General features: G+C 61.2%; 28 protein-coding genes and 2 tRNA genes. 12 read left to right on the forward strand and 18 right to left on the reverse strand.

The features are described 5' to 3' along the window. Nucleotides 1-87: 87 nt before the first annotated feature. The 5 genes from P7F28_RS18745 to P7F28_RS18765 form a co-directional block, all read right to left on the reverse strand. On the reverse strand, nucleotides 88-585 hold the full coding sequence (locus P7F28_RS18745) for a phage protein NinX family protein (protein WP_277184219.1): 498 nt from the start codon (nucleotides 583-585) through the stop codon (nucleotides 88-90). An 89-nt stretch (nucleotides 586-674) separates the two neighbouring features. Beyond that, nucleotides 675-3,068: a bifunctional (p)ppGpp synthetase/guanosine-3',5'-bis(diphosphate) 3'-pyrophosphohydrolase gene (locus tag P7F28_RS18750; protein ID WP_277186091.1), complete on the reverse strand. Its 2,394-nt coding sequence runs from the start codon at nucleotides 3,066-3,068 to the stop codon at nucleotides 675-677. A gap of 62 nt (nucleotides 3,069-3,130) precedes the next feature. Then, nucleotides 3,131-3,334 carry a DNA-directed RNA polymerase subunit omega gene (rpoZ, locus tag P7F28_RS18755; RefSeq protein ID WP_044848533.1) on the reverse strand — a complete coding sequence of 68 codons (204 nt, stop codon included), beginning with the start codon at nucleotides 3,332-3,334 and terminating at the stop codon, nucleotides 3,131-3,133. Between the two features lie 106 nt (nucleotides 3,335-3,440). After that, complete coding sequence (gene gmk, locus P7F28_RS18760; protein ID WP_277186092.1) at nucleotides 3,441-4,115, reverse strand: guanylate kinase; 675 nt, start codon at nucleotides 4,113-4,115, stop codon at nucleotides 3,441-3,443. 9 nt (nucleotides 4,116-4,124) lie between these two features. After that, nucleotides 4,125-5,069: a YicC/YloC family endoribonuclease gene (locus P7F28_RS18765; RefSeq protein WP_277186093.1), complete on the reverse strand. Its 945-nt coding sequence runs from the start codon at nucleotides 5,067-5,069 to the stop codon at nucleotides 4,125-4,127. A 222-nt stretch (nucleotides 5,070-5,291) separates the two neighbouring features. On the opposite strand from P7F28_RS18765, the gene rph reads away from it, so the two are divergent. From rph to P7F28_RS18795, 6 genes are all read left to right on the forward strand, one after another. After that, nucleotides 5,292-6,050 (forward strand): ribonuclease PH, encoded by a 759-nt coding sequence (gene rph, locus P7F28_RS18770; RefSeq protein ID WP_277186094.1) that lies wholly within the window; start codon nucleotides 5,292-5,294, stop codon nucleotides 6,048-6,050. Continuing rightward, the gene (gene rdgB / locus P7F28_RS18775; protein ID WP_277186095.1) at nucleotides 6,043-6,663 is read left to right on the forward strand and encodes an RdgB/HAM1 family non-canonical purine NTP pyrophosphatase; all 621 of its coding nucleotides are present in this window, start codon (nucleotides 6,043-6,045) and stop codon (nucleotides 6,661-6,663) included. Before rph ends, rdgB begins: the two co-directional genes overlap by 8 nt. Next, nucleotides 6,660-7,886, forward strand: a complete 1,227-nt coding sequence (gene hemW / locus P7F28_RS18780) for a radical SAM family heme chaperone HemW (RefSeq protein ID WP_277186096.1) — start codon at nucleotides 6,660-6,662, stop codon at nucleotides 7,884-7,886. The genes rdgB and hemW overlap by 4 nt, the downstream gene beginning before the upstream one ends. Nucleotides 7,887-7,915: 29 nt before the next feature. Next, nucleotides 7,916-9,106, forward strand: a complete 1,191-nt coding sequence (locus P7F28_RS18785) for an MFS transporter (protein WP_277186144.1) — start codon at nucleotides 7,916-7,918, stop codon at nucleotides 9,104-9,106. A 45-nt stretch (nucleotides 9,107-9,151) separates the two neighbouring features. Then, nucleotides 9,152-9,241 (forward strand) — tRNA-Ser (locus P7F28_RS18790). A 321-nt stretch (nucleotides 9,242-9,562) separates the two neighbouring features. Next, the gene (locus tag P7F28_RS18795) at nucleotides 9,563-9,877 is read left to right on the forward strand and encodes a hypothetical protein (RefSeq protein ID WP_277186097.1); all 315 of its coding nucleotides are present in this window, start codon (nucleotides 9,563-9,565) and stop codon (nucleotides 9,875-9,877) included. Here P7F28_RS18795 and P7F28_RS18800 read toward each other — a convergent pair whose 3' ends face one another. Next, nucleotides 9,878-10,039 carry a hypothetical protein gene (locus P7F28_RS18800; protein ID WP_277186098.1) on the reverse strand — a complete coding sequence of 54 codons (162 nt, stop codon included), beginning with the start codon at nucleotides 10,037-10,039 and terminating at the stop codon, nucleotides 9,878-9,880. It abuts the gene before it with no gap. A gap of 21 nt (nucleotides 10,040-10,060) precedes the next feature. Then, a complete protein-coding gene (locus P7F28_RS18805; protein ID WP_277186099.1) occupies nucleotides 10,061-10,219 on the reverse strand; it encodes a hypothetical protein in 159 nt (52 codons plus the stop codon). A gap of 127 nt (nucleotides 10,220-10,346) precedes the next feature. Between P7F28_RS18805 and P7F28_RS18810 the strand changes: the two genes are divergently transcribed. Further along, a complete protein-coding gene (locus P7F28_RS18810) occupies nucleotides 10,347-10,829 on the forward strand; it encodes a TonB family protein (RefSeq protein WP_277186100.1) in 483 nt (160 codons plus the stop codon). A 189-nt stretch (nucleotides 10,830-11,018) separates the two neighbouring features. Continuing rightward, nucleotides 11,019-12,323 (forward strand): MFS transporter, encoded by a 1,305-nt coding sequence (locus P7F28_RS18815; protein ID WP_277186101.1) that lies wholly within the window; start codon nucleotides 11,019-11,021, stop codon nucleotides 12,321-12,323. Nucleotides 12,324-12,331: 8 nt separating this feature from the next. On the opposite strand, the gene P7F28_RS18820 is transcribed toward P7F28_RS18815, so the two are convergent. Next, nucleotides 12,332-13,513 (reverse strand): OpgC domain-containing protein, encoded by a 1,182-nt coding sequence (locus P7F28_RS18820; RefSeq protein WP_277186102.1) that lies wholly within the window; start codon nucleotides 13,511-13,513, stop codon nucleotides 12,332-12,334. A 316-nt stretch (nucleotides 13,514-13,829) separates the two neighbouring features. On the opposite strand from P7F28_RS18820, the gene P7F28_RS18825 reads away from it, so the two are divergent. After that, complete coding sequence (locus P7F28_RS18825) at nucleotides 13,830-14,009, forward strand: hypothetical protein (RefSeq protein ID WP_277186103.1); 180 nt, start codon at nucleotides 13,830-13,832, stop codon at nucleotides 14,007-14,009. 282 nt (nucleotides 14,010-14,291) lie between these two features. Continuing rightward, complete coding sequence (locus P7F28_RS18830) at nucleotides 14,292-15,680, forward strand: chloride channel protein (protein ID WP_277186104.1); 1,389 nt, start codon at nucleotides 14,292-14,294, stop codon at nucleotides 15,678-15,680. A gap of 124 nt (nucleotides 15,681-15,804) precedes the next feature. On the opposite strand, the gene P7F28_RS18835 is transcribed toward P7F28_RS18830, so the two are convergent. The 6 genes from P7F28_RS18835 to map all read right to left on the reverse strand — a co-directional run bounded on the left by P7F28_RS18835 (nucleotide 15,805) and on the right by map (nucleotide 19,919). Continuing rightward, entirely contained in the window at nucleotides 15,805-16,110 is a 306-nt protein-coding gene (locus P7F28_RS18835) for a YXWGXW repeat-containing protein (protein WP_277186105.1), read from the reverse strand. Between the two features lie 225 nt (nucleotides 16,111-16,335). Continuing rightward, entirely contained in the window at nucleotides 16,336-16,590 is a 255-nt protein-coding gene (gene minE / locus P7F28_RS18840; protein WP_008350955.1) for a cell division topological specificity factor MinE, read from the reverse strand. Nucleotides 16,591-16,599: 9 nt separating this feature from the next. Next, nucleotides 16,600-17,415 carry a septum site-determining protein MinD gene (gene minD / locus P7F28_RS18845; RefSeq protein WP_277186106.1) on the reverse strand — a complete coding sequence of 272 codons (816 nt, stop codon included), beginning with the start codon at nucleotides 17,413-17,415 and terminating at the stop codon, nucleotides 16,600-16,602. Nucleotides 17,416-17,499: 84 nt separating this feature from the next. After that, nucleotides 17,500-18,267: a septum site-determining protein MinC gene (gene minC / locus P7F28_RS18850; RefSeq protein WP_277186107.1), complete on the reverse strand. Its 768-nt coding sequence runs from the start codon at nucleotides 18,265-18,267 to the stop codon at nucleotides 17,500-17,502. A gap of 144 nt (nucleotides 18,268-18,411) precedes the next feature. After that, nucleotides 18,412-18,936 carry a GNAT family N-acetyltransferase gene (locus P7F28_RS18855; protein ID WP_277186108.1) on the reverse strand — a complete coding sequence of 175 codons (525 nt, stop codon included), beginning with the start codon at nucleotides 18,934-18,936 and terminating at the stop codon, nucleotides 18,412-18,414. Nucleotides 18,937-19,136: 200 nt separating this feature from the next. Continuing rightward, nucleotides 19,137-19,919, reverse strand: coding sequence for a type I methionyl aminopeptidase (gene map, locus P7F28_RS18860; RefSeq protein WP_277186109.1), 783 nt, complete (start codon nucleotides 19,917-19,919; stop codon nucleotides 19,137-19,139). A gap of 204 nt (nucleotides 19,920-20,123) precedes the next feature. On the opposite strand from map, the gene P7F28_RS18865 reads away from it, so the two are divergent. Continuing rightward, nucleotides 20,124-20,441: a hypothetical protein gene (locus P7F28_RS18865; RefSeq protein WP_277186110.1), complete on the forward strand. Its 318-nt coding sequence runs from the start codon at nucleotides 20,124-20,126 to the stop codon at nucleotides 20,439-20,441. 52 nt (nucleotides 20,442-20,493) lie between these two features. On the opposite strand, the gene P7F28_RS18870 is transcribed toward P7F28_RS18865, so the two are convergent. The 3 genes from P7F28_RS18870 to P7F28_RS18880 all read right to left on the reverse strand — a co-directional run bounded on the left by P7F28_RS18870 (nucleotide 20,494) and on the right by P7F28_RS18880 (nucleotide 23,476). Further along, nucleotides 20,494-20,584: transfer RNA gene (locus P7F28_RS18870), tRNA-Ser, on the reverse strand. A 117-nt stretch (nucleotides 20,585-20,701) separates the two neighbouring features. Further along, nucleotides 20,702-21,997, reverse strand: a complete 1,296-nt coding sequence (gene serS, locus P7F28_RS18875; RefSeq protein ID WP_277186111.1) for a serine--tRNA ligase — start codon at nucleotides 21,995-21,997, stop codon at nucleotides 20,702-20,704. Nucleotides 21,998-22,159: 162 nt separating this feature from the next. Further along, nucleotides 22,160-23,476 carry a replication-associated recombination protein A gene (locus tag P7F28_RS18880; RefSeq protein WP_277186112.1) on the reverse strand — a complete coding sequence of 439 codons (1,317 nt, stop codon included), beginning with the start codon at nucleotides 23,474-23,476 and terminating at the stop codon, nucleotides 22,160-22,162. Nucleotides 23,477-23,659: 183 nt separating this feature from the next. Between P7F28_RS18880 and cytX the strand changes: the two genes are divergently transcribed. Beyond that, nucleotides 23,660-24,958 carry a putative hydroxymethylpyrimidine transporter CytX gene (cytX, locus tag P7F28_RS18885; RefSeq protein WP_277186113.1) on the forward strand — a complete coding sequence of 433 codons (1,299 nt, stop codon included), beginning with the start codon at nucleotides 23,660-23,662 and terminating at the stop codon, nucleotides 24,956-24,958. Between the two features lie 105 nt (nucleotides 24,959-25,063). On the opposite strand, the gene speB is transcribed toward cytX, so the two are convergent. Next, nucleotides 25,064-26,062 carry an agmatinase gene (gene speB, locus P7F28_RS18890; protein ID WP_277186114.1) on the reverse strand — a complete coding sequence of 333 codons (999 nt, stop codon included), beginning with the start codon at nucleotides 26,060-26,062 and terminating at the stop codon, nucleotides 25,064-25,066. Nucleotides 26,063-26,170: the final 108 nt, after the last annotated feature.

The following is a 26,170-nucleotide window of genomic DNA, read 5'->3' on the forward strand; positions in this document are numbered from 1 at the left end:
CAAGGGGTCGTGGGTTCGAATCCTGCCAGCCGCGCCATTTTTCGAAGGGCCTTCCGGACGGAAGGCCCTTTTTGTTTCTGCGGCGCTTTATTGCCGAGGCGTTGAACCAATATCGCCGATATGCGCTTCCGGCCGCGGCATATCCTCCACCGATAACGACGTCACCGCGCTCGACTCTTCGATCGGATCGGCTTGCAGGCCCGTCAGCGCTTGCGGGCGACGCGGGTATTCATCCTCGACGCTGTCGCCAAACGAATGCCGCACGAAGGCCCGCAGCAACGCGGTCCGTAGCGACTCGCCGCGCCCTTCCATCGTTTCGCCGTCCTTGCCAAAGCTCACCGTGCATACGACTTCACCGCGCCCGTGATCGTGCATTTCGAGCTTGCACGCGCGCTCGAGCACGACAGACGCCGCATCCCACGACGTCGACGGCAGGAACCGTCCGTCCCAGGGCTTGCCGCGATCGTTGCCGCGAATGGAGAGCGTCTCTCCGCTGTCGGTGAAGTGGATTTCCCGAATGAAATCGTGCAGGCCGCGCGCCACCCAGTAATCGAGCGTGGGGCCTTCGAGATCGGAAGTGTTCATTGCGGCGCATTCTCCTGTGCATCGATGAATGAATCGATCGACGACAGCCATGCACGCCGCGTTCCCGCGCCGAACGGGAAATGGGAGGATCAGTAGTCGGCGCGTTCCCGGTCGATGCGCATGCCGCCGTCCTGATTGCGATGATGCGGCTCGTCGCTTGGACGCTCGCGCGCGATACGCATGACGTCGTGATTCGTGCGCACGCGGCGCATCACATTCGCCAGATGCACGCGGTCGCTGACCTGAATGACAAAGCGCAGCAGCTTGGCTTCCTGCGACACGTCCTCGTCCATCGCGATATGCACGATATTGGCATCCGCAGAGGTAATGTCGGCGGCAACGCGCGCGAAAACGCCCTTCGTGTTCTTGACCAGCACTTTCACGGCGACATCGAACAGACGGCCGGGCTGCGGCGCCCACGCCACGTCGATCCAACGGCCCGGATCGCGCCGATGAATACGCTGCGCCACGCGGCACTCGGTCGTATGAATCGCCATCCCGAGCCCGATGCCGATATAGCCCATGATGTCGTCGCCGGGAATCGGCCGGCAGCACGGTGACAACTGCACCGACATGCCTTCCGTACCCGTGATGACCACAGGCGGCGCAGTATTCGTATTGTGATGCTCGCGATGCGGATGCTCGTCGTCATCCAGCCCGTTCATCAGCACTTCGATGCGCTTGGCCATGACCGCCGCCACACGCCGCCCCAGACCGATATCCGCGAAAATTTCCTGACGCGTCTTGTTGCCGGTCCACTGCACGAGCTTTTCCCACACTTCCGGCGTGACGTCGGACAGCGCGAGACCGTAGCCCTTGAGACTTTGATCGACGAGACGTTCGCCCAACTGAACGGACTCGTTCAGGCGCATCGTCTTGAGATAGTGACGGATGGCCGAGCGCGCCTTGCCGGTGCGCACGAAACCGAGCCACGCGGGATTCGGTTTCGAATACGGCGCGGTGATCACTTCGACGATATCGCCGCTTTTCAACTCCGTGCGCAGCGGCAGGAGCTCGTTATTGATCTTCACCGCGACACATTGATTGCCCAGGTCGCTGTGAATGGAATACGCAAAGTCGAGCGCCGTCGCGCCACGCGGCAGCGGCATGATCTTCGACTTTGGCGTGAACACGTAGACTGCATCCGGGAACAGGTCGATCTTGACGTGTTCGAGGAATTCGCTCGAATCGCCCGCTTCGCTTTGGATGTCGAGCAGCGATTTCAGCCATTGATGCGCGCGCTTCTGCACATCGTTCAGATCTGCGCCGCCGTTCTTGTAAAGCCAATGCGCCGCGACGCCCGCCTCGGCGATCTCGTGCATCTTGCGCGTGCGAATCTGGAACTCGATTGGCGCGCCGAACGGACCGACCAGCGTGGTGTGCAAGGACTGATAGCCGTTCACCTTCGGAATGGCGATGTAGTCCTTGAACTTGCCCGGCACCGGCTTGTACAACGCATGCAGCGCGCCGATGCACGTATAGCACTCCAGCGCACTCTCCACGACCACGCGGAACCCGTATACATCGAGCACTTGCGAGAACGACAACTGCTTGTCGCGCATCTTCTTGTAGATGCTGAAGATGGTTTTCTCGCGCCCGGTGACTTCGGCGCTGATCTTGGCATCCGCAATGGTGCGCTGCACGGATTCCAGAATCTTGCCGACCACTTCACGCCGATTCCCGCGCGCCGCCTTCACCGCTTTTTCAAGCGTGGCGTAACGATTCGGATTGAAGTTCGCGAAGCTCAAGTCCTGCAACTCGCGATACGTATTGTTCAGACCAAGCCGATGCGCGATCGGCGCGTAAATATCCAGCGTCTCACGCGCCACACGCCGGCGCTTCTCCGGCGGCACCGCGCCGAGCGTGCGCATGTTGTGCAGCCGGTCGGCGAGCTTGACGAGAATCACGCGCACGTCGCGCGCCATCGCCAAGAGCATCTTGCGGAAGTTTTCCGCCTGCGCTTCCTCGCGATTGCGGAATTCCATCTTGTCCAGCTTGGACAAGCCATCGACCAATTCGGCGACCTTCGCGCCGAAGCGCTCCGCGATCTCGGTCTTGGTGACGCCCTGATCTTCGATCACGTCATGCAGTAGCGCCGCCATGATCGATTGCGCATCCAGCTTCCAGCCCGCGCAAATCTCCGCCACCGCGACCGGATGCGTGATGTACGGCTCGCCGCTCTGGCGATACTGCCCGAGATGCGCTTCGTCGCTGAAATGGAAAGCCGATTTGACTTCCTTGATCTCTTCCGGAGAGATGTAGCCCGCGAGCGTATTCGTCAGTTTCGCGATGGAAACGACGTCATGGCGGCGAGGCTTTTCCGGCGTAGCGGTCGGCCCGAACAGATGGCGAAACGACTGTTCGAGGACCGCGTCGATGTACTTGCGTGCGGCGTGGGGTTTATCCGCATCGAGCAGCGCGTCTGCGTCCGGCTCGATATCGGTTTCCACATTCACGGAGGCGGGCAAAGGTGTCGGACTCATGTTCGCCTCCGTGGTGAATGACGCGTTGTGATTCAAATTGAAACGATATTAAAAAGCGCCGCTTAAACCGGCACTTTCTTCAGCATTTCGACGCCCACCTGCCCCGATGCGATTTCGCGCAGCGCAACGACGGTCGGCTTGTCGCGGCTCTCGATCTTCGGAGTATGACCTTGCGCGAGCTGACGCGCACGATACGTCGCCGCAAGCGCGAGTTCGAAGCGATTCGGGATTTGTTTGAGGCAGTCTTCTACGGTGATGCGGGCCATGTTCGTTTCCTTCGGTATATGGGTTTTATTCTACCTTATGTGACCGATATGACCCGGCCACCGCCTTGCTTTACTGCGTGCTTTGTTGCGTGCCTTATTGCGTCCCTTACTGTGCAGCCGTCGAGTGAATGCCGAGGTCGACGAAGAGCTGCGTATTGCGTGCGTATTGCGAGGTGAAGCGCAGACGCGTCGCGGCCACGAGACAACGCAGTTCGGTCAGCGCGCGATCGAAGTTTTCGTTGATGACCACGTACTCCGCTTCCGATGCATGCGCCATCTCGCTACCCGCCGCGAGCAATCGACGCACGATCACCTTTTCGGAATCCTGGCCGCGTTTCTTGAGCCGGTCTTCGAGCGCATCCAGCGACGGCGGCAGAATGAAAATTTCCACCGCGTTGCGGAATTGCTTCTTGACCTGCTGCGCGCCCTGCCAGTCGATTTCCAGCAGCACGTCGTGGCCCTGTTTCATTTGTTCGGCAATCCAGAGCTTCGACGTGGCGTAGTAGTTGCCGTGCACTTCGGCGGATTCGAGAAACTCGCCGCGCTCGCGCCGCTCCATGAATTCATCGACGGAAACGAAGTGGTATTGCACGCCATTCGTTTCCTTGGAACGCGCTTCACGCGTCGTGTAGGAAACGGACAGCAGAATGGCGGCGTCCTCGGCGAGGAGCGCGTTCACGAGCGTGGATTTGCCCGCGCCCGAGGGCGCGACCACCATGAACAGATTGCCGGGATAGATGCCCGTGTAGTGGCTATGCGAGCGATGTGTCGTGTTCGGCATGATGGTGCGTTACTCCAGATTCTGTACTTGTTCGCGCATCTGTTCGATAAGCAGCTTGAGCGTCATCGACGAGTCGGCGAGTTCTTTCGCGGCGGCTTTGGAGCCGAGCGTGTTTGCTTCGCGGTTCAGTTCCTGCATCATGAAGTCGAGCCGCTTGCCGACTTTGCCGCCCTTTTGCAGCACGTGGCGCGTTTCCGTCAGATGCGCGGTCAGGCGCTGCAATTCTTCCGCGATGTCGATACGAATACCGTACATCGTCACTTCTTGGCGGATGCGTTCGGCGATTTCCTCACGCGGCACGCTGGAGGATGTTGCGCCGTCCGTCGTCGCGATACCCAGCGCGTCCTGCAAGCGCTCCACGATCTTCTGCTGATGTTTCGCGATCAGTTCCGGCACCAGCGGCGTGATGCGCGCGACGATCGCTTCCATTTCCGTCACATTGTCGATCAGCACTTTGCCGAGCGCCGCGCCTTCGCGCGCACGCACATCGATCAGATCGGCGATGGCCTGCTTGCCGCACGCGAGCACCGCTTCGCGCAACGCTTCCGGCGATACATTGCTTTCCGCCAGCACGCCCGGCCAGCGCAGGATTTCGCCGGTGCGCATACGTTCGGCATCGGGAAAAATATCGAGCACGGCGCGTTCGAGCGTGGCGAGTTGCGTGAGCGCGTCGCGATTCAGCGCGCCCGCGTTGGCCGTCTGCTCCACGCGATTCAGGTTGATACGAATATCCACCTTGCCGCGCGAGAGCTTGTTCATCAGCATTTCGCGCAATTGCGGTTCGGTCACGCGCACGTCTTCTGGCATGCGGAAATTCAGGTCGAGAAAGCGCGAATTCACCGTGCGCAATTCCACCGATACCCCGATGCTCGATCCCGCGCCGCCATTGGAACCCGCGGCCGCCGCGACGACTTCGCGCGTCGCGCTGGCATAGCCTGTCATGCTGTAGATCATGGTACGTCTCGCGATGTGAGCCTTCGTTGCGAAGGCCGGTTCAACGAAACGCCCGGCGCGAATGTGGCGCACTGGGATGGGCGCATGGATGGCCGCCGGGCGAGGAATGCGCATTATCCCATTTTCCGTGCCAGAGCCGCGCGGATCGGCGTTTCGCGGGCGCAACGCCTGCGCATATTTGACGATAAAATCGCGGGATTCTTCGCCAACTCATCTCATCCCATGACCGACTCTCCCCTGCTCAAGCCTTCCGTTCCGCGTCCGAGCGGCCGCAGCGCGAATCAATTGCGCGATGTGCGCATCACGCGGCATTACACGAAGCACGCGGAAGGTTCGGTGCTCGTCGAATTCGGCGATACCAAGGTGATTTGCACGGCGAGCATCGCCGAGCGAGTGCCGGAATTTCTGCGCGGACGCGAGCAAGGCTGGCTTACCGCCGAATACGGCATGCTGCCGCGCGCCACGCACACGCGCAGCGACCGCGAAGCCGCGCGCGGCAAGCAGACCGGCCGCACGCAGGAAATTCAGCGTCTGATCGGCCGCGCGCTGCGCTCGGTGTTCGATCTGAACGCGCTCGGCGCACGCACGCTGCATATCGACTGCGACGTGATTCAGGCCGACGGCGGCACGCGCACGGCGAGCATCACCGGCGCGTTCGTCGCCGCGCACGATGCTGTCGGCAAACTGCTCGCGGCGGGCAAGATCGCGAAGTCGCCGGTGAAGGACTTCGTGGCGGCGATTTCCGTCGGCATCTACGAAGGCAAACCGGTGCTCGATCTGGACTACGACGAAGACTCCCAGTGCGATACGGATATGAACGTGGTCATGACCGGCGCGGGCGGTTTGGTCGAAGTGCAAGGGACGGCGGAAGGCGCGCCGTTCACGCGCGACGAGATGAACGAACTGATCGGTTTGGCGGACAGCGGCATCAAGGCGCTGATCGTCAAGCAGAAGGAAGCGCTGGGGATTCAAAGTGTCTGATGCTGCGGCTTCCTTGGGACGCGTGGTGCTCGCATCGAATAATGCGGGGAAGTTGCGCGAGTTCGCCTCTTTGCTCGATGCCGCGGGCATCGAACTGATCGCGCAAGGCGAACTCGGCGTGCCGGAAGCGCCCGAGCCGCACGCGACGTTCGTGGAAAACGCGCTGGCGAAGGCGCGACACGCATCGACGCTTACCGGTCTGCCCGCACTCGCCGATGATTCCGGTCTTTGCGTGCGCGCATTGAATGGCGCGCCGGGCGTGTATTCGGCGCGCTTTGCATCGATGAACGGCGGCGCCAAAAGCGATGCCGCGAACAACGCGCGCCTGATCGAAGAACTCGCCGATAAAACCGACCGCCGCGCGTATTACTTCTGCGTGCTCGTACTCGTACGCCATGCGAACGATCCCGAACCGCTGATCGCCGAAGGCCGCTGGCACGGCGAAGTGATCGATACCCCGCGCGGCGACCACGGCTTCGGCTACGACCCGCACTTCTTCCTGCCGACGCTGAACGCCACCGCCGCCGAACTCGATCCCGCCCGCAAGAACGCGCTAAGTCATCGCGCGCTGGCGTTGCGAGACTTGCTGCAACGATTGAAGGAACTCGCGTGAGCGCTGCCGGACCGAAGACGATCAATGTCGTGCAGGCTTTCACGTCGCCGGGAAGCATTCGGCTGACGTCGCTGCCGCCGTTGTCGCTGTATGTGCATTTCCCGTGGTGCGTGCGCAAGTGCCCGTATTGCGATTTCAACTCGCACGCGTGGAAGGACGACGCGTTCCCCGAAGACCGTTATCTCGATGCCCTGCGCGCCGATCTCGAACGCGCGTTGCCACTGGTGTGGGGCCGTCAGGTGCATACGATATTCATCGGTGGTGGCACGCCTTCGCTGTTATCGGCGAAGGGTCTCGATCGATTGCTGTCGGATGCACGCGCCTTGCTGCCCATCGATGCCGATGCCGAAATCACGCTCGAAGCGAATCCCGGCACGTTTGAAGCGGCGAAGTTTGCATCGTTCCGGGCGAGCGGCGTGAACCGTTTGTCGATCGGCATTCAGAGTTTCAACGAGGCGCATCTGAAAGCGCTCGGCCGTATTCATGACGCGACGCAGGCGCGCAAAGCCGTCGAAATTGCCGCCAAGCATTTCGATAACTTCAATCTCGATCTGATGTTCGCGCTGCCGCAGCAATCGCTCGAAGAATGCCGGCACGATATCGATACCGCGATCAGCTTTGCGCCGCCGCATCTCTCGCTCTATCACCTGACGATGGAGCCGAACACGCTGTTCGCCAAATACCCGCCCGCGCTCCCCGACGACGACGCTTCCGCCGATATGCAGGAGTGGATTCACGAACGCACGCGCGATGCGGGTTATGAGCGCTACGAAGTATCGGCGTATGCGAAGCCACTGAAGCAGAGCAAGCACAATCTGAATTACTGGCGCTTTGGCGATTACTTAGGCATTGGCGCGGGTGCGCATACGAAGCTGTCGTTTCCATCCAAGATACTTCGGCAGGCGCGTTTCAAGCATCCTTTGTCGTATATGGATCAGGCGCTTTCCTCGACCGAAAGCCCGATTCAGGAAGAGCGCGAAGTCGGTCCGCGCGATCTGCCCTTCGAGTTCATGCTGAACACGTTGCGGCTGGTCGAAGGCTTTCCGGTGCATGCGTTCGTCGAACGTACTGGCCTTGCCTTATCGACGATCGAACCGGCTTTGGTCGCGGCGGAAAAGCGCGGCCTCATCACGCGCAATTTCGAACGTATTGCGCCGACCGAACTCGGTCAGCGCTTTCTCAACGATCTCCAGGAGATGTTCTTGAAGGATGCCGCGAAGTGAGCGCGCCGTTGGTGGCGTCGGACTCCGTGATGCGGCATCGCCCGTTTGCGCTTTTCTGGAGCGCGCGGGTGATGTCGTCGGTTGCGTTTCAGATGATGTCAGTGGCAATCGGCTGGCAGATTTATTCGATCACGCATAGCGCGTACGCGCTCGGTCTCGTCGGCCTCGCTCAGTTCGTACCGATGTTCGTGCTGACGCTGGTCGTCGGCCACGTTGCGGATCGGTATGACCGGCGCACGATTGCGTATGTGTGTCAGGCGATCGAGGGCATCGGCGCGTTGCTGCTGTGCGCGGGCGCGTGGCACGGCTGGTCCAGCGTCGCACCGATCTATGCGATCGCCACCGTCACGGGCGCGGCGCGCGCGTTCGAATCCCCGTCGATGGCCGCGCTGCTGCCGAACCTGATTCCGCGCTCGCAGCTTCAGCAAGCAACGGCGTGGTCTACATCAGCCAATCAAACCGCGATGATCCTGGGCCCCGCGATGGGCGGCTTGCTCTACGGACTCGGCGCGCTCGTCGTGTACGGCGCGGTGACCATCGCGTTTCTCGCGGCAGCGTTCGCGGTCACCGCGATCAAGATCGATGAAGCCGTGCGCATGCGTGCGCCTTTGTCGTTCGAAGCGCTGTTCTCGGGCATCGGCTTTATCAAGAGCAAGCCGGTGATTCTGGGCGCGTTATCGCTCGATTTGTTCGCCGTGCTGCTCGGTGGCGCGACGGCGCTGTTGCCCGTGTTCGCGCGCGACATCCTGCACACGGGACCGTGGGGATTGGGCGTGTTGCGCGCGGCACCTGCGGCGGGCGCGCTCGTCGGATCGATTTTTCTGGCGCACTTTCCGCTGCGCAAGCGCGCGGGCACGGCGCTGTTCGGCGGCGTAATCGCGTTCGGCTTCGCGACCATCGTGTTCGGGCTGTCGCGCAATATCGCGTTGTCGCTGATCGCGCTGGCGGCGCTGGGCGCATCCGATGTCATCAGCGTCGTCGTGCGCACATCGCTCGTGCAGTTGCAGACGCCGGATGAAATGCGCGGACGCGTCGGCGCGATCAACTCGCTGTTCATCGGCACATCGAATCAGCTTGGCGAATTCGAATCGGGCATGACGGCGGGATTGTTCGGCACGGTGCCGGCGGTGCTGATCGGCGGGATCGGCACGATCGTGATCGCGCTGCTGTGGATGCGATTGTTTCCATCGCTCAAAAAGACGCAATCGCTGGAAGGCTAGGTTCTGCCGTGCGCTGGGTTCTTGCGCTACAATACGCGCCTTGCTGGAGGTGTGGCCGAGCGGTTTAAGGCACCGGTCTTGAAAACCGGCGAAGGAGTGATCCTTCCGTGAGTTCGAATCTCACCGCCTCCGCCACGCATTCAAACGCCTCGCACGCTTTTCGGCCTGCGGGGCGTTTTCAATTGTGCGTGATGAGTTGGATTGCTTGCCCAAAAACATCCATTGATCGGAATTTTCTAGTGTGAGCGGATCGACTGGATGCTTATGCTCGAACCTGCTCGCGTCGTTTGATCTCCGTGTTTCTCGCGGCGTGAGCCGTTCGAAGTATTTGGCCTCGCCTTTCGTGCGAGGCCTTTTTTATGAGCGATCCGCAGACGATCAGCGAAATTTCCGTGAACATCGTTGCGCGTTCATCATCTAACCGCGCTCAACATGTCCATAAAAGGAGACTCGCCTATGAAAGCAGGCCGCATCATGGCGCTGGTTTGCGCCGGTATCGCCGCTGCTTCGACTGCACACGCCCAAGCCGATGCCAACGCGCAATGGCGCGTCGCTGAAACCACCTTCTTCGATTTGATCCAGAACGGCTATAGCATCGTCGCGGTGACGAGCGTGGCGGCGCGCAGCACGGGCTTGCCCGAGGACACGTATATCCTGCAAAAGAACAACAGCGTGTTCCGATGCATCGAAACACGCGCCGCCGAAACGAGCGCGACGCGCGCAAGCAGTCCTTTGCGCTGCGCCGAGCTCGTCAAGCCCTATCGAGACTGATCAGTTGTCGTCGCTTCGCACGGGCGGGCGCTTGTGCGGCACCGGCTCGGCTTTGGCCGCGTCAGGCGTGGCGGCGCTGCGTTTCGGATCGTTTTTCGATGATGGCGTCGTCGGCTTGGTAACCGGCTGACGTACGGGTGCGGGTTGAGTGACAGGTGACATGATGTTCTCCTTGTTCGCCTTTTAGCCAACCGGCGCTTCGCCTTCGCCTGGCTTTTTGCCGGGTTGGTCGTTCGGGCCTTGCTTGCGACCTTCGTCATTGCGCTCGGGCAACTTGCTCTTCTCGTTATCGCTATGTTCGGCGGGCGTGGCGTCTGCTGCCTGATTTGGATCGCTGTTCATGGCGTTCTCCTCCGTGATATTGACCTGTAAGCCTAAGCAGCAAATCACGCGCCCGACCATGGTTTTTGTGTGAGCGGAGGACTACCATCAAAGTATTGAAATTGTTTGCAGCCTGCCTGCTTCCGCCATGTTTTCAATGCCTTATTTGCGTCGCGCAGCCGGAGCGTTCGTTATCGGCTTGATGATGGCGGCCTGCACGATCACGCCGCCGCCGAGCGTCGTGGAAGCGCGCAACACCGCCACGCCCGCGCCGAGCGCCACACTCGACGATTACAAATCGCGGATTGCGCAGCGCATCTTCGAGCGCAATCCGTCGCTGGTGCTGCACGGCACGCCGCAAGCCATGCTGCGCTCCTTCGTGCTCGTCTCCTTCACCGTCGATAAAACCGGGCGTCTGGTGAATTCGTCGGTGTATCGGACGAACGGGGACGATGAGGCGGAAGCCACCGCGCTGGCCTCATTGCGACGCGCCGCGCCGCTGCCCGTGCCGCCGTCGCGTCTGCTGAACGGCAAAGGCCAGATCGAGCTATTCGAAGGCTGGATGTTCAACGACAACGGCCAGTTTCAGTTGCAAACGTCCCACTCGCCGCAAGCGACGACCATCGATTAATTTGGCGCGCGCGCGGCACGATCGTTATAATTTTTGACACCCCCGCCGGACATGGCTCCGGCACGGCCTTCGCCGCACGCTCACCCCGCGTGCCGCGCGAAGCGCTCTGGCGTCCTTCAAGAACCGCAGCGAAGTCGCGCGCCTCATCACATTGCAGCACACATAAGCCACACGACAGACGGAGACACCATGTCCTCACCCTCCTTTTCGGCCGCCACGCCCGCGGACGAAAAACAAAGCGCATCGCGCGTGATTTTCGCGAGCTTTATCGGCACCGCGATCGAGTTCTACGATTTCTATGTTTATGCGACCGCCGCCGCGCTCGTGATCGGACCGGTGTTCTTTCCGCACGGATCGCCGGCGGCGCAGGCCTTATCGGCGTTCGTCACGTTCGGTATCGCGTTTTTTGCGCGGCCGATCGGCTCGTTTTTGTTCGGGCATTTCGGCGATCGCGTCGGTCGTAAATCGACGCTCGTCGCCTCGCTGCTCGTGATGGGTGTATCGACGACGCTGATCGGTTTCGTGCCCGGCTACGATTCGATCGGCTCGCTCGCGCCGATTCTGCTGTGCGTGCTGCGCTTCGGTCAGGGCATCGGCTTGGGCGGCGAATGGGGCGGCGCGGCGCTGCTCGCCACCGAATACGCGCCGAAAGGCAAACGCGGCCTGTTCGGCATGTTCCCGCAACTAGGGCCGTCGATCGGCTTTCTCGCATCGAACGGATTGTTCTTCGGCCTCGCGCTGTCGCTGAACGACGAGCAGTTTCGCGCGTGGGGCTGGCGCGTGCCGTTTATCGTCAGCGCGGTGCTGGTCGCGCTCGGTCTGTATGTGCGATTGAAGATCGCGGAAACGCCCGCGTTCCGTACGGCGATGGAACGTCATGAGCGCGTGAAGGTGCCGATCGCCGCGCTGCTCGGCCGTCACTTGATGCCGACGCTGCTCGGCGCTTTCGCGATGGTCGTCTGCTACACGCTGTTCTATATCTCGACGGTGTTTTCGCTGTCGTACGGCGTCGCCACGCTGCACTTCGCGCGCGAAAAATTCCTCGGTTTGCTGTGCTTCGCGGTGATTTTCATGGCGATCGCCACGCCGATTTCGGCCATCGCCAGCGATCGGTTCGGACGCAAGCCGGTGCTGATCGTCGGTTGCCTGCTGGCGATTCTCTCCGGCTTCGCGATGGCTCCGCTTCTCGGCAGCGGCGACACGATTCAGGTCGCGCTGTTCTTGACCATCGAACTGTTCCTGATGGGCGTCACGTTCGCACCGATGGGCGCGCTGCTGCCCGAACTCTTCCCTACGAACGTGCGATACACCGGCGCGGGCGTCGCCTATAACCTCGGCGGGATTCTGGGTGCGTCAGTCGCGCCGTATATCGCGCAATTGCTGGCGAATCGCGGCGGGCTGACGTGGGTGGGCGGGTATGTATCGGCGGCGGCGGCGGTGAGTCTGATCGCCGTGCTATGTATGCGCGAAACGCGCGATATCACGCTCGAATAACGTTACTTTCAACGGTCGCGCTGGTCGCCAGCATGCACGGGCACCGGCCGGCCGTTGATCAACGCGAAACGCGCGGGCTTCCGACGTTCGACAGCAGGCCGCGCCTTCGCCGCCTTGCGATCCGCCCAGAAGCGCGCCAGCACCAGCAGCGTGCCGATCGCGATGCCATCGGCGATCAAGCCCAGAATGTAGTGCGACGGATAGCGTCCGAGGCCGAGCACGCCCATCGCGCGCAGCGCCGAATCCAGCACCAGCGACACGCACGCGCCCGCGATAAAGCACACCAATCCCTGCTGCCCGATCGTCACGACGCCCGGCAGCTTGCGTGCGAGCTTGCCGATCCATCCCGCATACACGGCCCGCGCAACGATCCACGCCATCGCCGCAAAACTCACGATACGCAGCGTCGCAAGGTTCTGCTTCAGGTATCCCGGCGGCGCTTGCACTTCGAGAAAGAGCTTGTAGAACGCGAAGGTCAGCGCAAGCGCGATCGCGCCGCAAGTGAGCCAGCGCGCGGTCATGCCGGCGTGGAATTCATCGCTGATCGGCTGGACGCGGGCGAGCACGCCGGTCATGAACATCAATTGCCAGGCAAAGGGATTGAACGACCACGCATCGGCCCATGTTCCGGGCAGAAGATGCAGCAACGGCACCGCCGCGAGCCACACCAGCAAACTGCCGAAAATCGCGATGATCCGCTTGCGTTGCGCGAGCGGCACGATCACCGGCACGGCAAGCGCGAACACGCAGTACATCGGCAAGACCGCGGAGAGATACGGCTGCTGCTTGAGCAACGCGATATCCGTCAGCAATCCGACAGGACGCGTGAGGAAGGTCGGCCATTCGGTGTACTGGAGCATCGGCGTATCGACCTTGAGCGCCATCAGCAATGCGCCGCCGATCAGCATCAAAAAGGCCGTGAACAGATACGCGCGATAAATCTCCCAGCTGCGTTTGAAAAAGCGTCGGCGAGCGGCTGAATCGCTACGGCGAGCCGCAAGCGCCGTGTAAGCCGCCGCCGACGCATAACCGCCAAGAAACACGAAAACCTCTGCCGAGTCGCAGAACGCGTATTGATGCAGCGTAAAGTGCGACAGCACACTGCCCGTGATGTGATCCACCGCGATGATGAGCAGCACGACGCCTCGAAAGAAGTCGACTTCGAGGGAACGTGTGGTCGGGGAAGTCATGTGGGACTGCTCCACGAACTTGCTTGCGATGGGACGCGCTGCCGGAACGGCCCTGCGCGCATACGGGGTTTGTACCTACGGCAGAAAGAAAATTCCCTGAATCAACGTCTGTTTAACTTAACACTCGAAGCCCGACGACAAGCTGGCGGGAAAATGACTTTTTTGTCGGCTTTCAAGAAAATTTGCCGATGCCTATACTCGACAAAAATCGGTCGTAAGAAAGGAATGCCGAAAGCTTTTTCATTGCTGCCGATCGCATTTCGATATCTGCTGATTGGTACTACACCTAAGCAAAAAGCAGGACCGGGAGGCCGCCATGCGCTTTCATCTGCAAAGTTCGCATCTCGTCGCGATGATCGCCATCGCGTTGCTCACAGCACTGATGCTCGCGGTGAAGTTCAAACCCGCCACCTGGCGCGGCGTCGCCTGCGAAGCGGTGATTGCGAATGTCGGCGCGATCGTCGCGGTGATCGCCTTCGAGATGCTGACCGCCTGAGTTGCCAGTGAGTTGTCCACGACGCGAGAGACTTCAACGTCCGCAGAAAAATTTCAAACGAGTTGAACTTTCGCCAGAGCACGGGTTCAGAGAGGTTAATGCCGCGATTTATCGGCAACCTTCTCCTCTCCGCTCCTGTTGTTGACGGGAGCGTTTCATGGGCGCCCGGCGAAAGCCTCGCGCCTATTTCTTTTTGTCTTCTCAATTCGCACCAATTCTCCGCGCGCGGCTCGCCATTTTGAGACGGCCGTTATAATCAGCGCTTTGCCGACGAGCCGCCGCATGTTCCGATCGCTTCGCTCTCTGTCGATCCTCACCGCGCGACGCACGCGCAGTCTCTGGCGCCGATACGGCATTTTCTGGCTCGGCGCGATTCTGGTCGGCGTGGTCGCCGTCTACTATGCGCGGCTGATCGACTACGGTTTCGGCCTCTTCAACGAAGCGCGTCAGGATCACGTCTGGCTGCCGCTCATCATCACGCCGGCGGCGGCTGCGCTCTGCGTGTTCGTCACGCGCAAATTCTTTCGCGGTTCCGAAGGCAGCGGCATTCCGCAGGTGATTGCCGTGCTGCATAGTCCAACATCGGCTGCGGGCGGACGCTTGCTGACCATACGGATTCTGCTGAGCAAGATCGCCGTATCTTTCGTGGCGATTCTGGGCGGCTTCACCATCGGGCGCGAAGGGCCGACCGTGCAGGTCGGCGCGGCGCTGATGTTCAATATGCGGCGCTTCTATCCGCGCTCGAACGCGAAAATCGAACGGCAACTGGTGCTGGCGGGCGCGGCGGCGGGTTTGTCGGCGGCGTTCAATACGCCGCTCGCAGGCATCGTGTTCGCGATCGAAGAACTGACGCGCAGCTTCGAAGTGCGGACCAGCGGCGTGCTGATTACCGGCATCATCATCGCGGGGATTATCGCGCTGGGGCTGAACGGCAATTACACGTACTTCGGCACCATCGACGTCGGCGCGCACTTTCCGAGTCTGCTGGCGGTCGCGGTGGGTGTGACGGCTGTGGTTACCGGCATCGCGGGCGGGCTGTTCTGCTGGCTGCTGCTCAATACATCGAAATGGATCCCCGCGCCTTTGCGCGCGCTGCACGCATCGCGTCCGGTGATCTTCGCGGCGATCTGCGGGCTGATTATCGCGGCGGTCGGCGTGGCGTCGGGCGGCACGACCTTCGGCAGCGGCTACGCGGAAGCGCGCGGTCTGCTCGAAGGACGCGAGCATCTGTCGATGTTCTATCCGCTCTTGAAAATGGTGTCGATGATCGGCTCATATCTGCCGGGCATTCCGGGCGGCATCTTCGCGCCGTCGCTGTCGATCGGCGCGGGATTCGGCAACGTGCTGCACATGATCTTTTCGCAGATGCAGTTGCCCATGCTGATCGCGCTGGCAATGGTCGGTTATCTCGCCGCCGTCACGCAATCGCCGATCACGTCCTTCGTGATCGTAATGGAGATGATCAACGGCCACGCCCTCGTGATCTCGCTGATGGCGACCGCGCTGATTTCGAGCCGCGTATCGCGCTTCTTCGCGCCGCCGCTGTACGAGGCGCTGTCGGAGCGCTATATGACGCCGCTGCCGACGCCCGCGCCGTCACCGGAGGTACCGGATGAAGGCTCGGACAAAGCTGCGGTGCCGGTCGAAGAAGACCCTGCGCCGCAGAGATAATGATCAATAGTAGATCGTGGTGGGGACTAGCTGCAGGAGAGGCAAAGCAGCGCAGCCGTCAAGCGCAGCGATACACGACAAGAGCGCAAGGGTAAGCAGTTTGCTCATAGACGCTCAAATCGCCTTAAATCCAGTGCCCCGGCACATACCGATACTGCCCGCGATACGGCGTCCACACGCCTGCGACCCAGCGGCGGCGCTCTTCTGCCGCGACCCAGTGGCCGGGCACCCACACGTAGCGCCCTTCCCAGTTCCAGTGGCCCGCATCCCACACGAAACCGACGCGCGGCGGCGGCACCGGCTCATAACGCTCGGCGGGCGGCGCAGTCGGCGCAATGATGACGGCAGCGGCATACGCGCCCGACACGCTCACCAGACCGGCAGCGACGAACGCAGCCTGCGTGAGCACACGACGAAGGGAAAGCTTCATAATTTTGACCTCGTGACGATAAAACAGAACACATTGAACGCGCCGAACAGCGCGGATACATGTTCACGGACGTGTGCGCCCGCGAGTCGTCACGATGCCTGAGACCAGCCGGAAATTGACGCTGAAAGTGGAACGTTTTGTCGATATGCGCAAACGTTTCGCCAGCCAAATAAAACAGCCGGAATCACACGATTCCGGCCGCTTCAATTCACCACGCAAACCAACTTACGCCTGCGGTATTTCGATCTTCACTTCCAGCACTTCGAGATCGTCCTGACGTTCGAGACTCACTCGAATGTCGTCGTCGGAAATCTTCACGTATTTCGAAATCACGGCAACGAGTTCCCGTTGCAACGCCGGCAGATAATCGGCGGCGGCTTTGCCACCTGCGCGCTCGTGCGCAATGATCAGCTGCAAGCGTTCCTTCGCAACCGTGGCGGACTTCTTCTTCTCGCCCAGCAAAAACGAAAGAATCGACATTGCGTCCCCTTACTTGGTGCCGAAGATGCGTTGCAGCAGACCGGGCTTTTGATAATCCGTAAAGCGCAGCGTTTTCTCTTCGCCGAGAAAGCGCGACACCACGTCCTTATACGATTCGGCGACCGCCGTGCCATCCAGATGCACCGCCGGCATGCCCTGATTCGACGCATGCAGCACGTCTTCCGATTCCGGAATCACGCCGATCAGATCGATGCGCAGAATTTCCTGAATATCCGACAGCGACAGCATTTCGCCTTCGCTGACACGTTTCGGGTTGTAGCGGGTGATCAGCAGATGTTCCTTGATAGGATCCTTGCCTTCCATCGCGCGCTTCGTTTTCGATGACAGAATGCCGAGAATGCGGTCCGAGTCGCGCACCGACGAGACTTCCGGATTCGTCACGATCAACGCTTCATCCGCAAAATGCATGGCCATCAGCGCGCCATGTTCGATACCGGCGGGCGAGTCGCAGATGATGTATTCGAAGTCCATCTTGGTCAGATCGTCGATGACCTTCTCCACGCCTTCGAGCGAGAGCGCGTCTTTATCGCGCGTCTGCGATGCCGGCAGGATGTACAGGTTTTCGCACTTCTTGTCCTTGATGAGCGCCTGATTCAGGTTCGCTTCGCCCTGGATGACATTGATGAGGTCGTACACCACGCGGCGTTCGCAACCCATGATGAGGTCGAGATTGCGCAGACCGACGTCGAAGTCGATCACGGCCGTCTTGTGGCCGCGCAATGCGAGCGCCGATGCGAAGCTCGCGCTGGTGGTCGTCTTGCCGACGCCGCCCTTCCCCGAAGTCACCACAATGATTTTTGCCATACAAGTACCTTGTGTTCGTCAAATAAGTCCGCTCGCGCGACCGTGAGCGCGCGCCCCGCATCCGGCGCGCGGCGATTCACTTCATCACGTCAGACGCAGCGGTTCGATCATGAGCTTTTCTTCGTCCAGCCAGATCTGCACCGGCTTGCTCGCGACATCGGCGGGCAACGGGTTCTCGGTGGTCCGATAGATTCCCGCGATGGAGATGAGTTCCGGTTCGAGACACGTGCAGAAAATCCGCGCGTCGAGATTGCCGTGCACGCCTGCCAGCGCCCGCCCGCGCAACGGCGCATAGATATGGATATTGCCTTCCGCGATCACTTCCGCACCGTAGGACACGAGTCCGAGCACGATCAGATCGCCCTTCGCGTACACCTGCTGCCCCGAACGCAGCGGCCGGTCGATAATGGTCGCGGGCTGCGGCACCGAAGGTGGCGGCGGCACATTCGCGACCGCGGCTTCGATGACCTTGGCGGCGTCTTCGTTCGGCTTCGCTTCATCCACCGAAGGCTTGGGCGCGCCGCGACGATCGCGCGCTTCGAGAATCGGCAGGCCGCCTTCGTTCGCCCATTGAATCGCCCACGTCTGCGCCGGCAGCGCGCACACGCCGATGGGACGCATCCGCACTTCCTTCAGCAGCTTTTCCAGCTCCGCGAGCGACACGCTCGCGCCTTCCGCAAGACGACGCACGTCGATGGCGACGACGTCATGTGCGAAAAATTCGGGAGTGGCTTCGAAGCGCCGCGTGAGTTCGGTGCGCACGGCATCGAGGTCGGGAGTCTTGACGACGAAGAGAAGCGTGTCGACGGAGCCGCTGCGCAGTTCGAAGAAGGGCGTTTTGTTGAGCGACATAAGAACGGCCAAAAATTTTGCGTATTTTACAGGCGTACGCGCACGCGGCCATATTTTTTCAGGCCGATTTCAAACTATCGAAAACGATGAGTGCGTGCGATGGGAGATGATTTGCTGCGGATTCAGGCGTCGCTTATGTGTCTTTCAAGCGTCGCGATTGACCTGCATATGTCGCACGTATAGCTGCTCGGGTTCGGCTTCGTTGGCGGGCATCGCGCGGCGATCGCCGGTGGGACCGAAGCCCAATCGCTCGTAGAAGCGTACCGCGGTGCGGTTTTCCTCGGCGATCCACGCATGCACTTCGGATGCGCCCTGCTCCGCGAGCCATTGCGATGCCACATTCACCAGCAACTCGCCGCCGCGCAAATGACGCACCGCCGGCGCGACCCACAGCGCGCTCACAAACGCGCGCTCGGCCTCGCTCTCTTCGATAAACGCATTCACCAGCCCGCAGGGATGCCCTTCGGTATAAAGCAGAAAGGTAGCGGCATTCGCGGAATTGGCTTGTAGCGAAGCGGTGGCATCGAATAAGGCGGGATCGACTTGCAGCGCGTCGGCCAGTGTTTCGCCGAATGCATAGGGCGCTTCGCGCAGCGACGCCGTGCGCAGTTCGCGAAGGACGGAACCCTGTTGCGCGGCAATGCGGCTGACAGTCAATGAAGGACTCATGCGGGCGCTCATGCGGACGATTCTCTCTGGCTTGTGGCCTGCTTGACCTTGATGGCTCTTATGCTCTTTTCGAGCTTTTTTCGGCCATTCCGTAGCTTTAACCGAACGGGCGGACCCGTCAATTCCTAAATCTCGGAAAGTGCTTTGCAACGCACACGAATTGCTTCTGTCTCAGCGCTTCTTATTACGCTCAGGCACCGTCATGGCGCAGCGTGATGACCGGTTCCGTCCGGCCACGGCGTGAGCAACTCGAACCCGTCTTCCGTGACCGCGACCATATGCTCCCACTGCGCGGACAAAGAACGATCCTTCGTGGTCACGGTCCAGCCATCGCGCGATTGCTGCGTGGCCGGTTTCCCGGCGTTTATCATCGGCTCGATGGTGAAGACCAGACCCGGCTTCAGACGCAAACCTGCGCCGCGCTGACCGTAGTGCAGCACTTGCGGATCTTCGTGATACACGCGGCCGATGCCGTGCCCGCAATACTCGCGCACCACCGAAAAGCCCTCGCGATGCGCGACCGTCTGAATGGCATGACCGATATCGCCGAGCGTCGCGCCCGGCTTCACTTCGCGGATGCCCGCGACCATCGCTTCATACGTCGTTTCGCACAGGCGGCGTGCGTCACTGGTTGGCGTGCCGGCGTAGTACATGCGGCTGGTATCGCCGTAATAACCGTCCTTGATGATGGCGACATCGATATTGATGATGTCGCCGTCCTTCAGTTCTTTCGGTCCGGGAATGCCGTGACACACGACATGATTCACCGACGTGCAAACCGTCTTCGGAAAACCCATGTAGCCGACATTCGCCGGCACGGCCTTCAATTCATTGACGATAAAACGGTTGCAGATGGCGTCGAGTTCGTCGGTGGTGACGCCCGGACGCACATGTTCGCCGATCATCGCGAGGACTTCGGCGGCCATGCGGCCGGAGATGCGCAACTTTTCGATGTCGGCGGATGACTTGAGCGTGATGGCCATTGAGCAATGCAGAGGTGTTCGGATCGCCCGGGGCGGAATGCCGCACCGAGGACAATGGGGCCGATGATAGCACCTGAGCGCGCGACGGCCTTTTTCGGGCTTGTCTTACGTCAGTCTCGGACGTTCTTGTGATGTGTGAAGGTTTGTGGTCTATTGAGCGCGCATTCGACCTTGTTGGAGGGTATTACCTTGTATCGATTCGCTATGTTTTCTGCGGTATTCGCGCTGGCCGCATGCAGTTCGACCAGTGGTCCTGAATTGCGCGCATCCAAGCCGGTGATTCACGTTTCGTCGGCGCGGGCGGCGTCGGATATTTCGAGTTGTCTGCAGCGCATGATTCCCTCGGCGCAGGCGGTGCGCGATCAGGGATCGACGGAGTTGCTGGTGGGCTCGAACGCGTGGCTCGTGACGCTGACGCCGTCGGCTTATGGGTCGATCGTGAAGGTGCAGCAGTCATCGAGCGATGACGGCGGTGTGCCAGAGCCGGAACTGCGCTTCGATATCGCACGCTGCACGACCTGACTTGCAAAATGAAAAACCCCGCAAGCTTTTCAACTTGCGGGGTTTTATGTCTTGGCGGAGAGGGTGGGATTCGAACCCACGGTACGGGAAAACCGTACGCCTGATTTCGAGTCAGGTACATTCGACCACTCTGCCACCTCTCCTTGCTTCCAAAAACTCACCAGACTTAACTGGTCTTCGTCAGCCGGTCGTTGCTCAACGAAGAACGAGAGTATATCGAACTCTTTCGCCCTTTCCAAGGGCCTTTTTGCAATTAAGCATCAAGACGCAGCAATTTCGATTCGTTCCGCGCCACGCATATAAGGACGCAGCACCGCCGGAATCGTCACCGATCCATCCGCGTTCTGGAAGTTCTCCAGCACCGCGACCAGCGTACGCCCGACCGCCAGGCCCGAACCGTTGAGCGTATGCACGAACTCCGGCTTGCCCTGCGCATTGCGGAAGCGCGCCTGCATGCGACGCGCCTGAAACGCCTCGGTGTTCGAACAGCTCGAAATCTCGCGATACGTGTTCTGCGCCGGCAACCACACTTCCAGATCGAAGGTCTTCGCTGCGGAGAAGCCCATATCGCCAGTACACAAGGTAATCACGCGATACGGCAGTTCCAGCTTCTGCAAGATCGTTTCCGCCTGACCGACCATTTCGTCCAGCGCCGCGTACGAATGCTCGGGCGATGTCACCTGCACCATTTCGACCTTATCGAACTGATGTTGACGGATCAGGCCGCGCGTATCGCGTCCGTACGAACCGGCTTCCGAGCGGAAACACGGCGAATGCGCGGTGAGCTTCACCGGCAGCGCGCTCGCTTCGAGAATGCTGTCGCGCACCGTGTTGGTCAGCGAAATTTCGGACGTCGAGATCAGGTATTGCGTGACCGTGTTCTCGTCACCGCCCTTCTCCACGCGGAACATATCGTCGGCGAACTTGGGCAACTGACCCGTGCCGTAAAGAATCTCCGGATTGACGATATACGGCGTGTACGCCTCTGTATAACCGTGCTGCTCCGTGTGCGTGTCGATCATGAACTGCGCCAACGCGCGATGCAGCCGCGCAATCGGCCCGCGCAGCATCGTGAAACGCGCGCCGGAGAGCTTCGCGCCCGTTTCGAAGTCGAGGCCGAGCGGCGCGCCGACATCGACGTGATCCTTGATTTCGAAGTCGAACGAGCGCGGCGTGCCCCAGCGCCGCACTTCGACGTTCTGCGTTTCGTCGTTGCCTTGCGGCACGCTCTCGTGCGGCAGATTCGGCACCGTCAGCATGAGATCCGACAGACGCTTCTGCACGTCGTCGAGCTTGGCCGCCGATTCCTTCATGGTGTCGCCGATACCGCTCACTTCCGCCATCACCGCCGAGGTGTCTTCGCCGCGGCCTTTCATCGCGCCGATCTGCTTGGACAGGCTGTTGCGGCGCGCCTGAAGCTCTTCGGTGCGGGTCTGGATGTCGCGGCGCTCCGCTTCGAGCGCGGAGAAGGCGGCCACGTCGAGCGTGAAACCACGATCGGCTAAGCGTTTTGCGACGCCGTCCAGGTCTTTGCGGAGATGTTGGATGTCGAGCATGTCGGGGCTGCGTTGTTAAGTATTCGGAATAGTCGATTCTAGCGCACGGCCGTGGGCGCTTTGGTGTTGGCTAAGCGTCGGCTAAACGTCGAGTTTAGTGCACGCTTTCGCTCGCTCAGACGTGCGAAGCCTGAAACACGGCGCGCACGCCAGCGAAAAGAATCAGCGCTTCTTGTCTTCGCGATGCTCGCGCCGCCACGCATCGTCCAGATCGGCCAGGCGGGAGAGCTTTTCACCGATCTTGCCTTCGAGGCCGCGCGGCGTCGGCTGATACCAGTGCGGATCGCGCATGCCGTCCGGGAGATAGGTTTCGCCTGCCGCGTACGCGTCGGGTTCGTCGTGCGCGTAGCGATACTCGTGACCGTAGCCGAGTTCCTTCATCAGCTTGGTCGGCGCGTTGCGCAAATGCACCGGCACGCCGCGCGACTGGTCCTTGCCGACAAAACGCCGCGCCTCGTTATACGCGTTGTATCCCGCGTTCGATTTCGGCGCGACCGCGAGATAAATGAGCGCCTGCGCCAGCGCCAATTCACCTTCGGGCGATCCAAGACGCTCGTACGTTTCCGATGCATCCAGCGCGATACGCGCGCCACGCGGATCGGCCAGGCCGATGTCCTCCCACGCCATCCGCACGATACGCCGCGCCAGATAACGCGCGTCCGCGCCGCCGTCGATCATGCGGCAGAACCAGTAGAGCGCCGCGTCCGGATTGCTGCCGCGAACCGATTTGTGCAGCGCGCTGATTTGATCGTAGAACGCGTCGCCGCCTTTATCGAAACGACGCAGGTTTTCAGCGAGCGCGCTGCCGAGCAACGCACCATCGATCTCGGTGGTCTTTTGCTGCGCCGCCGCGCGCGCGACGATTTCCAGATTGTTGAGCAGCTTGCGGCCATCGCCATCGGCGGAACCGATGAGCGCGTCGCGGGCTTCATCGGCGAATGTGAGGCCGCCGAGTTCCGCTGTGGCGCGTTCGAGCAATTCCTTCAGTTCGTCGCCGTCGAGACTCTTGAGCACATACACCGCCGCCCGCGACAACAACGCGCTGTTCACTTCGAACGACGGATTCTCCGTGGTCGCGCCGACGAACACGAACAAGCCGGACTCCACGTGCGGCAAAAATGCGTCCTGCTGACTCTTGTTGAAGCGATGCACTTCATCGACGAACACGAGCGTCTGCCGCCCGTTCGCGCGATGAATCTGCGCCGTTTCCACCGCCTCGCGGATATCCTTCACGCCCGACAGCACCGCCGACAGCGAAATGAATTCAGCGTCGAAGGCGCGGGCCATGAGACGCGCGAGCGTGGTCTTGCCGACGCCGGGCGGGCCCCAGAGGATCATCGAATGCGCTTCGCCCGATTCGAACGCGACGCGCAGCGGCTTGGCCGCGCCGAGCAGATGCTTCTGCCCGATGACGTCATCGATAGTGCGCGGGCGCAGGCGCTCCGCTAACGGAACGTTGCCACGGTTTTCTTCGAACATGAGTTTGGAGACGCAATGGTGAGTCAAACGCGGCGATAATCTTGCCCTTTCGCGCCGAACAAGCACAACTAGCCGAATGGCCTAATGTTCAGGCGACGCGCGACGCCGCAAAATCGGGTCATTATGACAGTCGCCACGCGCACGCGATGGCCGACGCTCAATCGTATATAGGGACGCAAACGCATGGAGCAAGACAACACTTACGCACCGCTCACTCCCGTGCCGGCGCAAAAACGCGCCTTCGGCACCAGCGATGCCTTCGCGCTGTGGTTCTCGCTCGGTATCGGTCTGTTGGTCGCGCAGGCGGGCGCGCTGCTAGTCCCGGGGCTGTCGCTGCCGCACGCGTTGATGGCGATCGTGATCGGCACGGTGATCGGCGTGGTGCTGCTGTCGCTGGCGGGCGTGATCGGCACGGACACGGGACTGGCGGCGATGTCATCGCTCAGGCCGACGCTCGGCGTGCGCGGCGCGTCGGTGCCGGCGGTGTTGAACGCCATTCAGCTGGTCGGCTGGGGCTCGTTCGAAATCATCGTCATGCGCGATTCCGCCGACGCCCTCGCCAAGCAATCCTTCAATTTGTCGATGCCGCTGGTCTGGACCATCCTGTTCGGCGCGCTGGCGACGCTGCTGGCGGTGAGTGGTCCGCTGTCCTTCGTGCGGCGCTTTCTGCGCACATGGGGCATCTGGCTGCTGCTCGCGGGCGCGGGCTGGCTGACGTGGAATCTGCTCGCCAAACAAGACCTCGGCGCATTGATGGCGCGTCCCGGCAATGGCGAGATGGCATTCGGCGCGGGCATCGATCTGGTCGTGGCGATGCCGCTGTCGTGGCTGCCGCTAATCGCCGATTACACGCGCTTCGGCCGCAGCGCGGGCGGCACGTTCCGTGGCACGCTGTTCGGCTATGGCATCGCAAATCTGTGGTTCTATGCGCTTGGCGCGGTGTACGGCCTGGCGGCGGGCGGCGGCGATGCGCTGCTGACCGTCGCGCTCGCGCAGGCGGGCGGCGGCATCGCCCTGCTGCTGATCCTGATCGATGAAATCGACAACGCGTTCGCGGATATCCACTCGGCGGCGGTATCGACGGGGACGTTTTGGGGGCGGCTCAGCGTGCCGATGTTGTCGGCTGCTTTCGGTGCGCTCTGCACGCTGGTGGCGCTGCTGGTCGCGATGGGCAAGTATCAGAACTTCCTGCTGCTGATCGGCTCGGTGTTCGCGCCGCTGTTCGGCGTGGTGCTCGCGGATCACTTTATCGTGCGCAAACGGCGTATCGATTCGAACGCGGTCGGGGATGTGAATGGCCGCTATGGTTTTTCAGGCGGATGGCATGTAAGCGCGTTTATCGCGTGGGCGATCGGGATTGCGGCTTATCACGCGATCAATCAATGGCTGCCGAATCTGGGCGCGACGTTGCCTTCGCTCGCGCTCGGAGCGGTTTGTTATCTGGTGCTGGTGTCGACAAGGCGGGCGGCGCTGGCGTCGTAGAGGCATCGGATGAAAAGTCTTGAGCATCAACGCGTTGGCGCGTCGATGCTCAGGATATCCACATGCTTGTCCAGCGAAACTGTGGATAAGCGCGCTCAGGCCAGATCAGGCCCGCCGCTCCACGCCCGGCATCACGCACAACAATTCGAACGCCAGATTTGCCCCCAGCAACGCCGTCGTACCGAACGGGTCATACGGCGGCGCGACCTCCACCAGATCCGCCCCGACGATATTCAATCCCCACGCGCCGCGCACGATCTCCAGCGCCTGCGGCACCGTCAGCCCCGCGATCTCGGGAGTCCCCGTTCCCGGCGCGAACGCCGGATCGATTCCGTCGATATCGAAGGTGATGTACACCGGCCCGTCGCCCATTTGCGCGCGTACCTCGTCCATCAGCGGCGCGAGGGACTTGTTCCAGCATTCCTCCGTCTGCACGACGCGAAAACCCTGCTCGCGGCACCAGTCGAAATCGCCCGCTTCGTAGCCCGTGCCGCGCAGACCGATTTGCACCACACGTTCGCAATCCAGCAAACCTTCTTCCACCGCGCGGCGGAACGGCGTGCCGTGGGCGATCTTCTCGCCGAACATGGTGTCGTTGACATCGGCGTGGGCATCGACGTGGATCAGGCCGACTTTGCCGTGCTTCGCGTGAATCGCGCGGAGAATCGGCAGCGCGATGGTGTGATCGCCGCCCAGCGTCAGCGGCTTGCAGCCGTGCGAAAAAATTTCGCCGTATGCCCGTTCGATACGATCGATCGAATCGAGCAGGTTGTACGGATTGATCGCGACATCGCCGATATCGGCGACGCGCAGCGAATCGAACGGCGCGGCGCGCGTCGCCATGTTGTACGGACGCAGCAGCACGGACTCGCCGCGAATCTGACGCGGCCCGAAGCGCGCGCCCGTGCGATTGGACGTGCCCAGATCGAACGGCACGCCGACGAAGCACACGTCCAGTCCTTCGGCGGACGGCACGTGCGGCAGACGCATCATCGTCGTGATGCCGCCGCAGCGTTGCATCTGATTGCCGGACAGCGGTTGCGGACGCTCGGGCAGGCGGCTATCGAAATGTTCGGCGGGCGCGAAAAGCGAAGATGTATTCATGGCAGTGAATGAGCGAAAAAGTGCGATATCGCCATTAATACGCCGATTCAACCGCCGATAAAATAGCGCCAAACTCACCTTCACATCGATCGCCGTCGATGTATTGCC

It is taken from the genome of Caballeronia sp. BR00000012568055 (assembly GCF_029439455.1).
Lineage (GTDB): Bacteria > Pseudomonadota > Gammaproteobacteria > Burkholderiales > Burkholderiaceae > Caballeronia.

What these genes read in the sequence shown, in the direction of transcription:
- P7F28_RS18830 (WP_277186104.1), top strand. Translation starts at nt 14,292, where the DNA reads ATGTTCCGATCGCTTCGCTCTCTGTCGATCCTCACCGCGCGACGCACG.
- P7F28_RS18805 (WP_277186099.1), bottom strand. Translation starts at nt 10,219, where the DNA reads ATGAACAGCGATCCAAATCAGGCAGCAGACGCCACGCCCGCCGAACAT.
- P7F28_RS18795 (WP_277186097.1), top strand. Translation starts at nt 9,563, where the DNA reads ATGAAAGCAGGCCGCATCATGGCGCTGGTTTGCGCCGGTATCGCCGCT.
- P7F28_RS18765 (WP_277186093.1), bottom strand. Translation starts at nt 5,069, where the DNA reads ATGATCTACAGCATGACAGGCTATGCCAGCGCGACGCGCGAAGTCGTC.
- serS (WP_277186111.1), bottom strand. Translation starts at nt 21,997, where the DNA reads ATGCTCGACATCCAACATCTCCGCAAAGACCTGGACGGCGTCGCAAAA.
- P7F28_RS18820 (WP_277186102.1), bottom strand. Translation starts at nt 13,513, where the DNA reads ATGACTTCCCCGACCACACGTTCCCTCGAAGTCGACTTCTTTCGAGGC.
- minC (WP_277186107.1), bottom strand. Translation starts at nt 18,267, where the DNA reads ATGTCGCTCAACAAAACGCCCTTCTTCGAACTGCGCAGCGGCTCCGTC.
- P7F28_RS18880 (WP_277186112.1), bottom strand. Translation starts at nt 23,476, where the DNA reads ATGTTCGAAGAAAACCGTGGCAACGTTCCGTTAGCGGAGCGCCTGCGC.
- P7F28_RS18855 (WP_277186108.1), bottom strand. Translation starts at nt 18,936, where the DNA reads ATGAGTCCTTCATTGACTGTCAGCCGCATTGCCGCGCAACAGGGTTCC.
- rph (WP_277186094.1), top strand. Translation starts at nt 5,292, where the DNA reads ATGACCGACTCTCCCCTGCTCAAGCCTTCCGTTCCGCGTCCGAGCGGC.
- P7F28_RS18835 (WP_277186105.1), bottom strand. Translation starts at nt 16,110, where the DNA reads ATGAAGCTTTCCCTTCGTCGTGTGCTCACGCAGGCTGCGTTCGTCGCT.
- speB (WP_277186114.1), bottom strand. Translation starts at nt 26,062, where the DNA reads ATGAATACATCTTCGCTTTTCGCGCCCGCCGAACATTTCGATAGCCGC.
- cytX (WP_277186113.1), top strand. Translation starts at nt 23,660, where the DNA reads ATGGAGCAAGACAACACTTACGCACCGCTCACTCCCGTGCCGGCGCAA.
- P7F28_RS18750 (WP_277186091.1), bottom strand. Translation starts at nt 3,068, where the DNA reads ATGAGTCCGACACCTTTGCCCGCCTCCGTGAATGTGGAAACCGATATC.
- rpoZ (WP_044848533.1), bottom strand. Translation starts at nt 3,334, where the DNA reads ATGGCCCGCATCACCGTAGAAGACTGCCTCAAACAAATCCCGAATCGC.
- map (WP_277186109.1), bottom strand. Translation starts at nt 19,919, where the DNA reads ATGGCCATCACGCTCAAGTCATCCGCCGACATCGAAAAGTTGCGCATC.
- P7F28_RS18810 (WP_277186100.1), top strand. Translation starts at nt 10,347, where the DNA reads ATGTTTTCAATGCCTTATTTGCGTCGCGCAGCCGGAGCGTTCGTTATC.
- P7F28_RS18825 (WP_277186103.1), top strand. Translation starts at nt 13,830, where the DNA reads ATGCGCTTTCATCTGCAAAGTTCGCATCTCGTCGCGATGATCGCCATC.
- P7F28_RS18745 (WP_277184219.1), bottom strand. Translation starts at nt 585, where the DNA reads ATGAACACTTCCGATCTCGAAGGCCCCACGCTCGATTACTGGGTGGCG.
- P7F28_RS18865 (WP_277186110.1), top strand. Translation starts at nt 20,124, where the DNA reads ATGTTTTCTGCGGTATTCGCGCTGGCCGCATGCAGTTCGACCAGTGGT.
- P7F28_RS18800 (WP_277186098.1), bottom strand. Translation starts at nt 10,039, where the DNA reads ATGTCACCTGTCACTCAACCCGCACCCGTACGTCAGCCGGTTACCAAG.
- P7F28_RS18785 (WP_277186144.1), top strand. Translation starts at nt 7,916, where the DNA reads ATGCGGCATCGCCCGTTTGCGCTTTTCTGGAGCGCGCGGGTGATGTCG.
- minD (WP_277186106.1), bottom strand. Translation starts at nt 17,415, where the DNA reads ATGGCAAAAATCATTGTGGTGACTTCGGGGAAGGGCGGCGTCGGCAAG.
- gmk (WP_277186092.1), bottom strand. Translation starts at nt 4,115, where the DNA reads ATGCCGAACACGACACATCGCTCGCATAGCCACTACACGGGCATCTAT.
- P7F28_RS18815 (WP_277186101.1), top strand. Translation starts at nt 11,019, where the DNA reads ATGTCCTCACCCTCCTTTTCGGCCGCCACGCCCGCGGACGAAAAACAA.
- minE (WP_008350955.1), bottom strand. Translation starts at nt 16,590, where the DNA reads ATGTCGATTCTTTCGTTTTTGCTGGGCGAGAAGAAGAAGTCCGCCACG.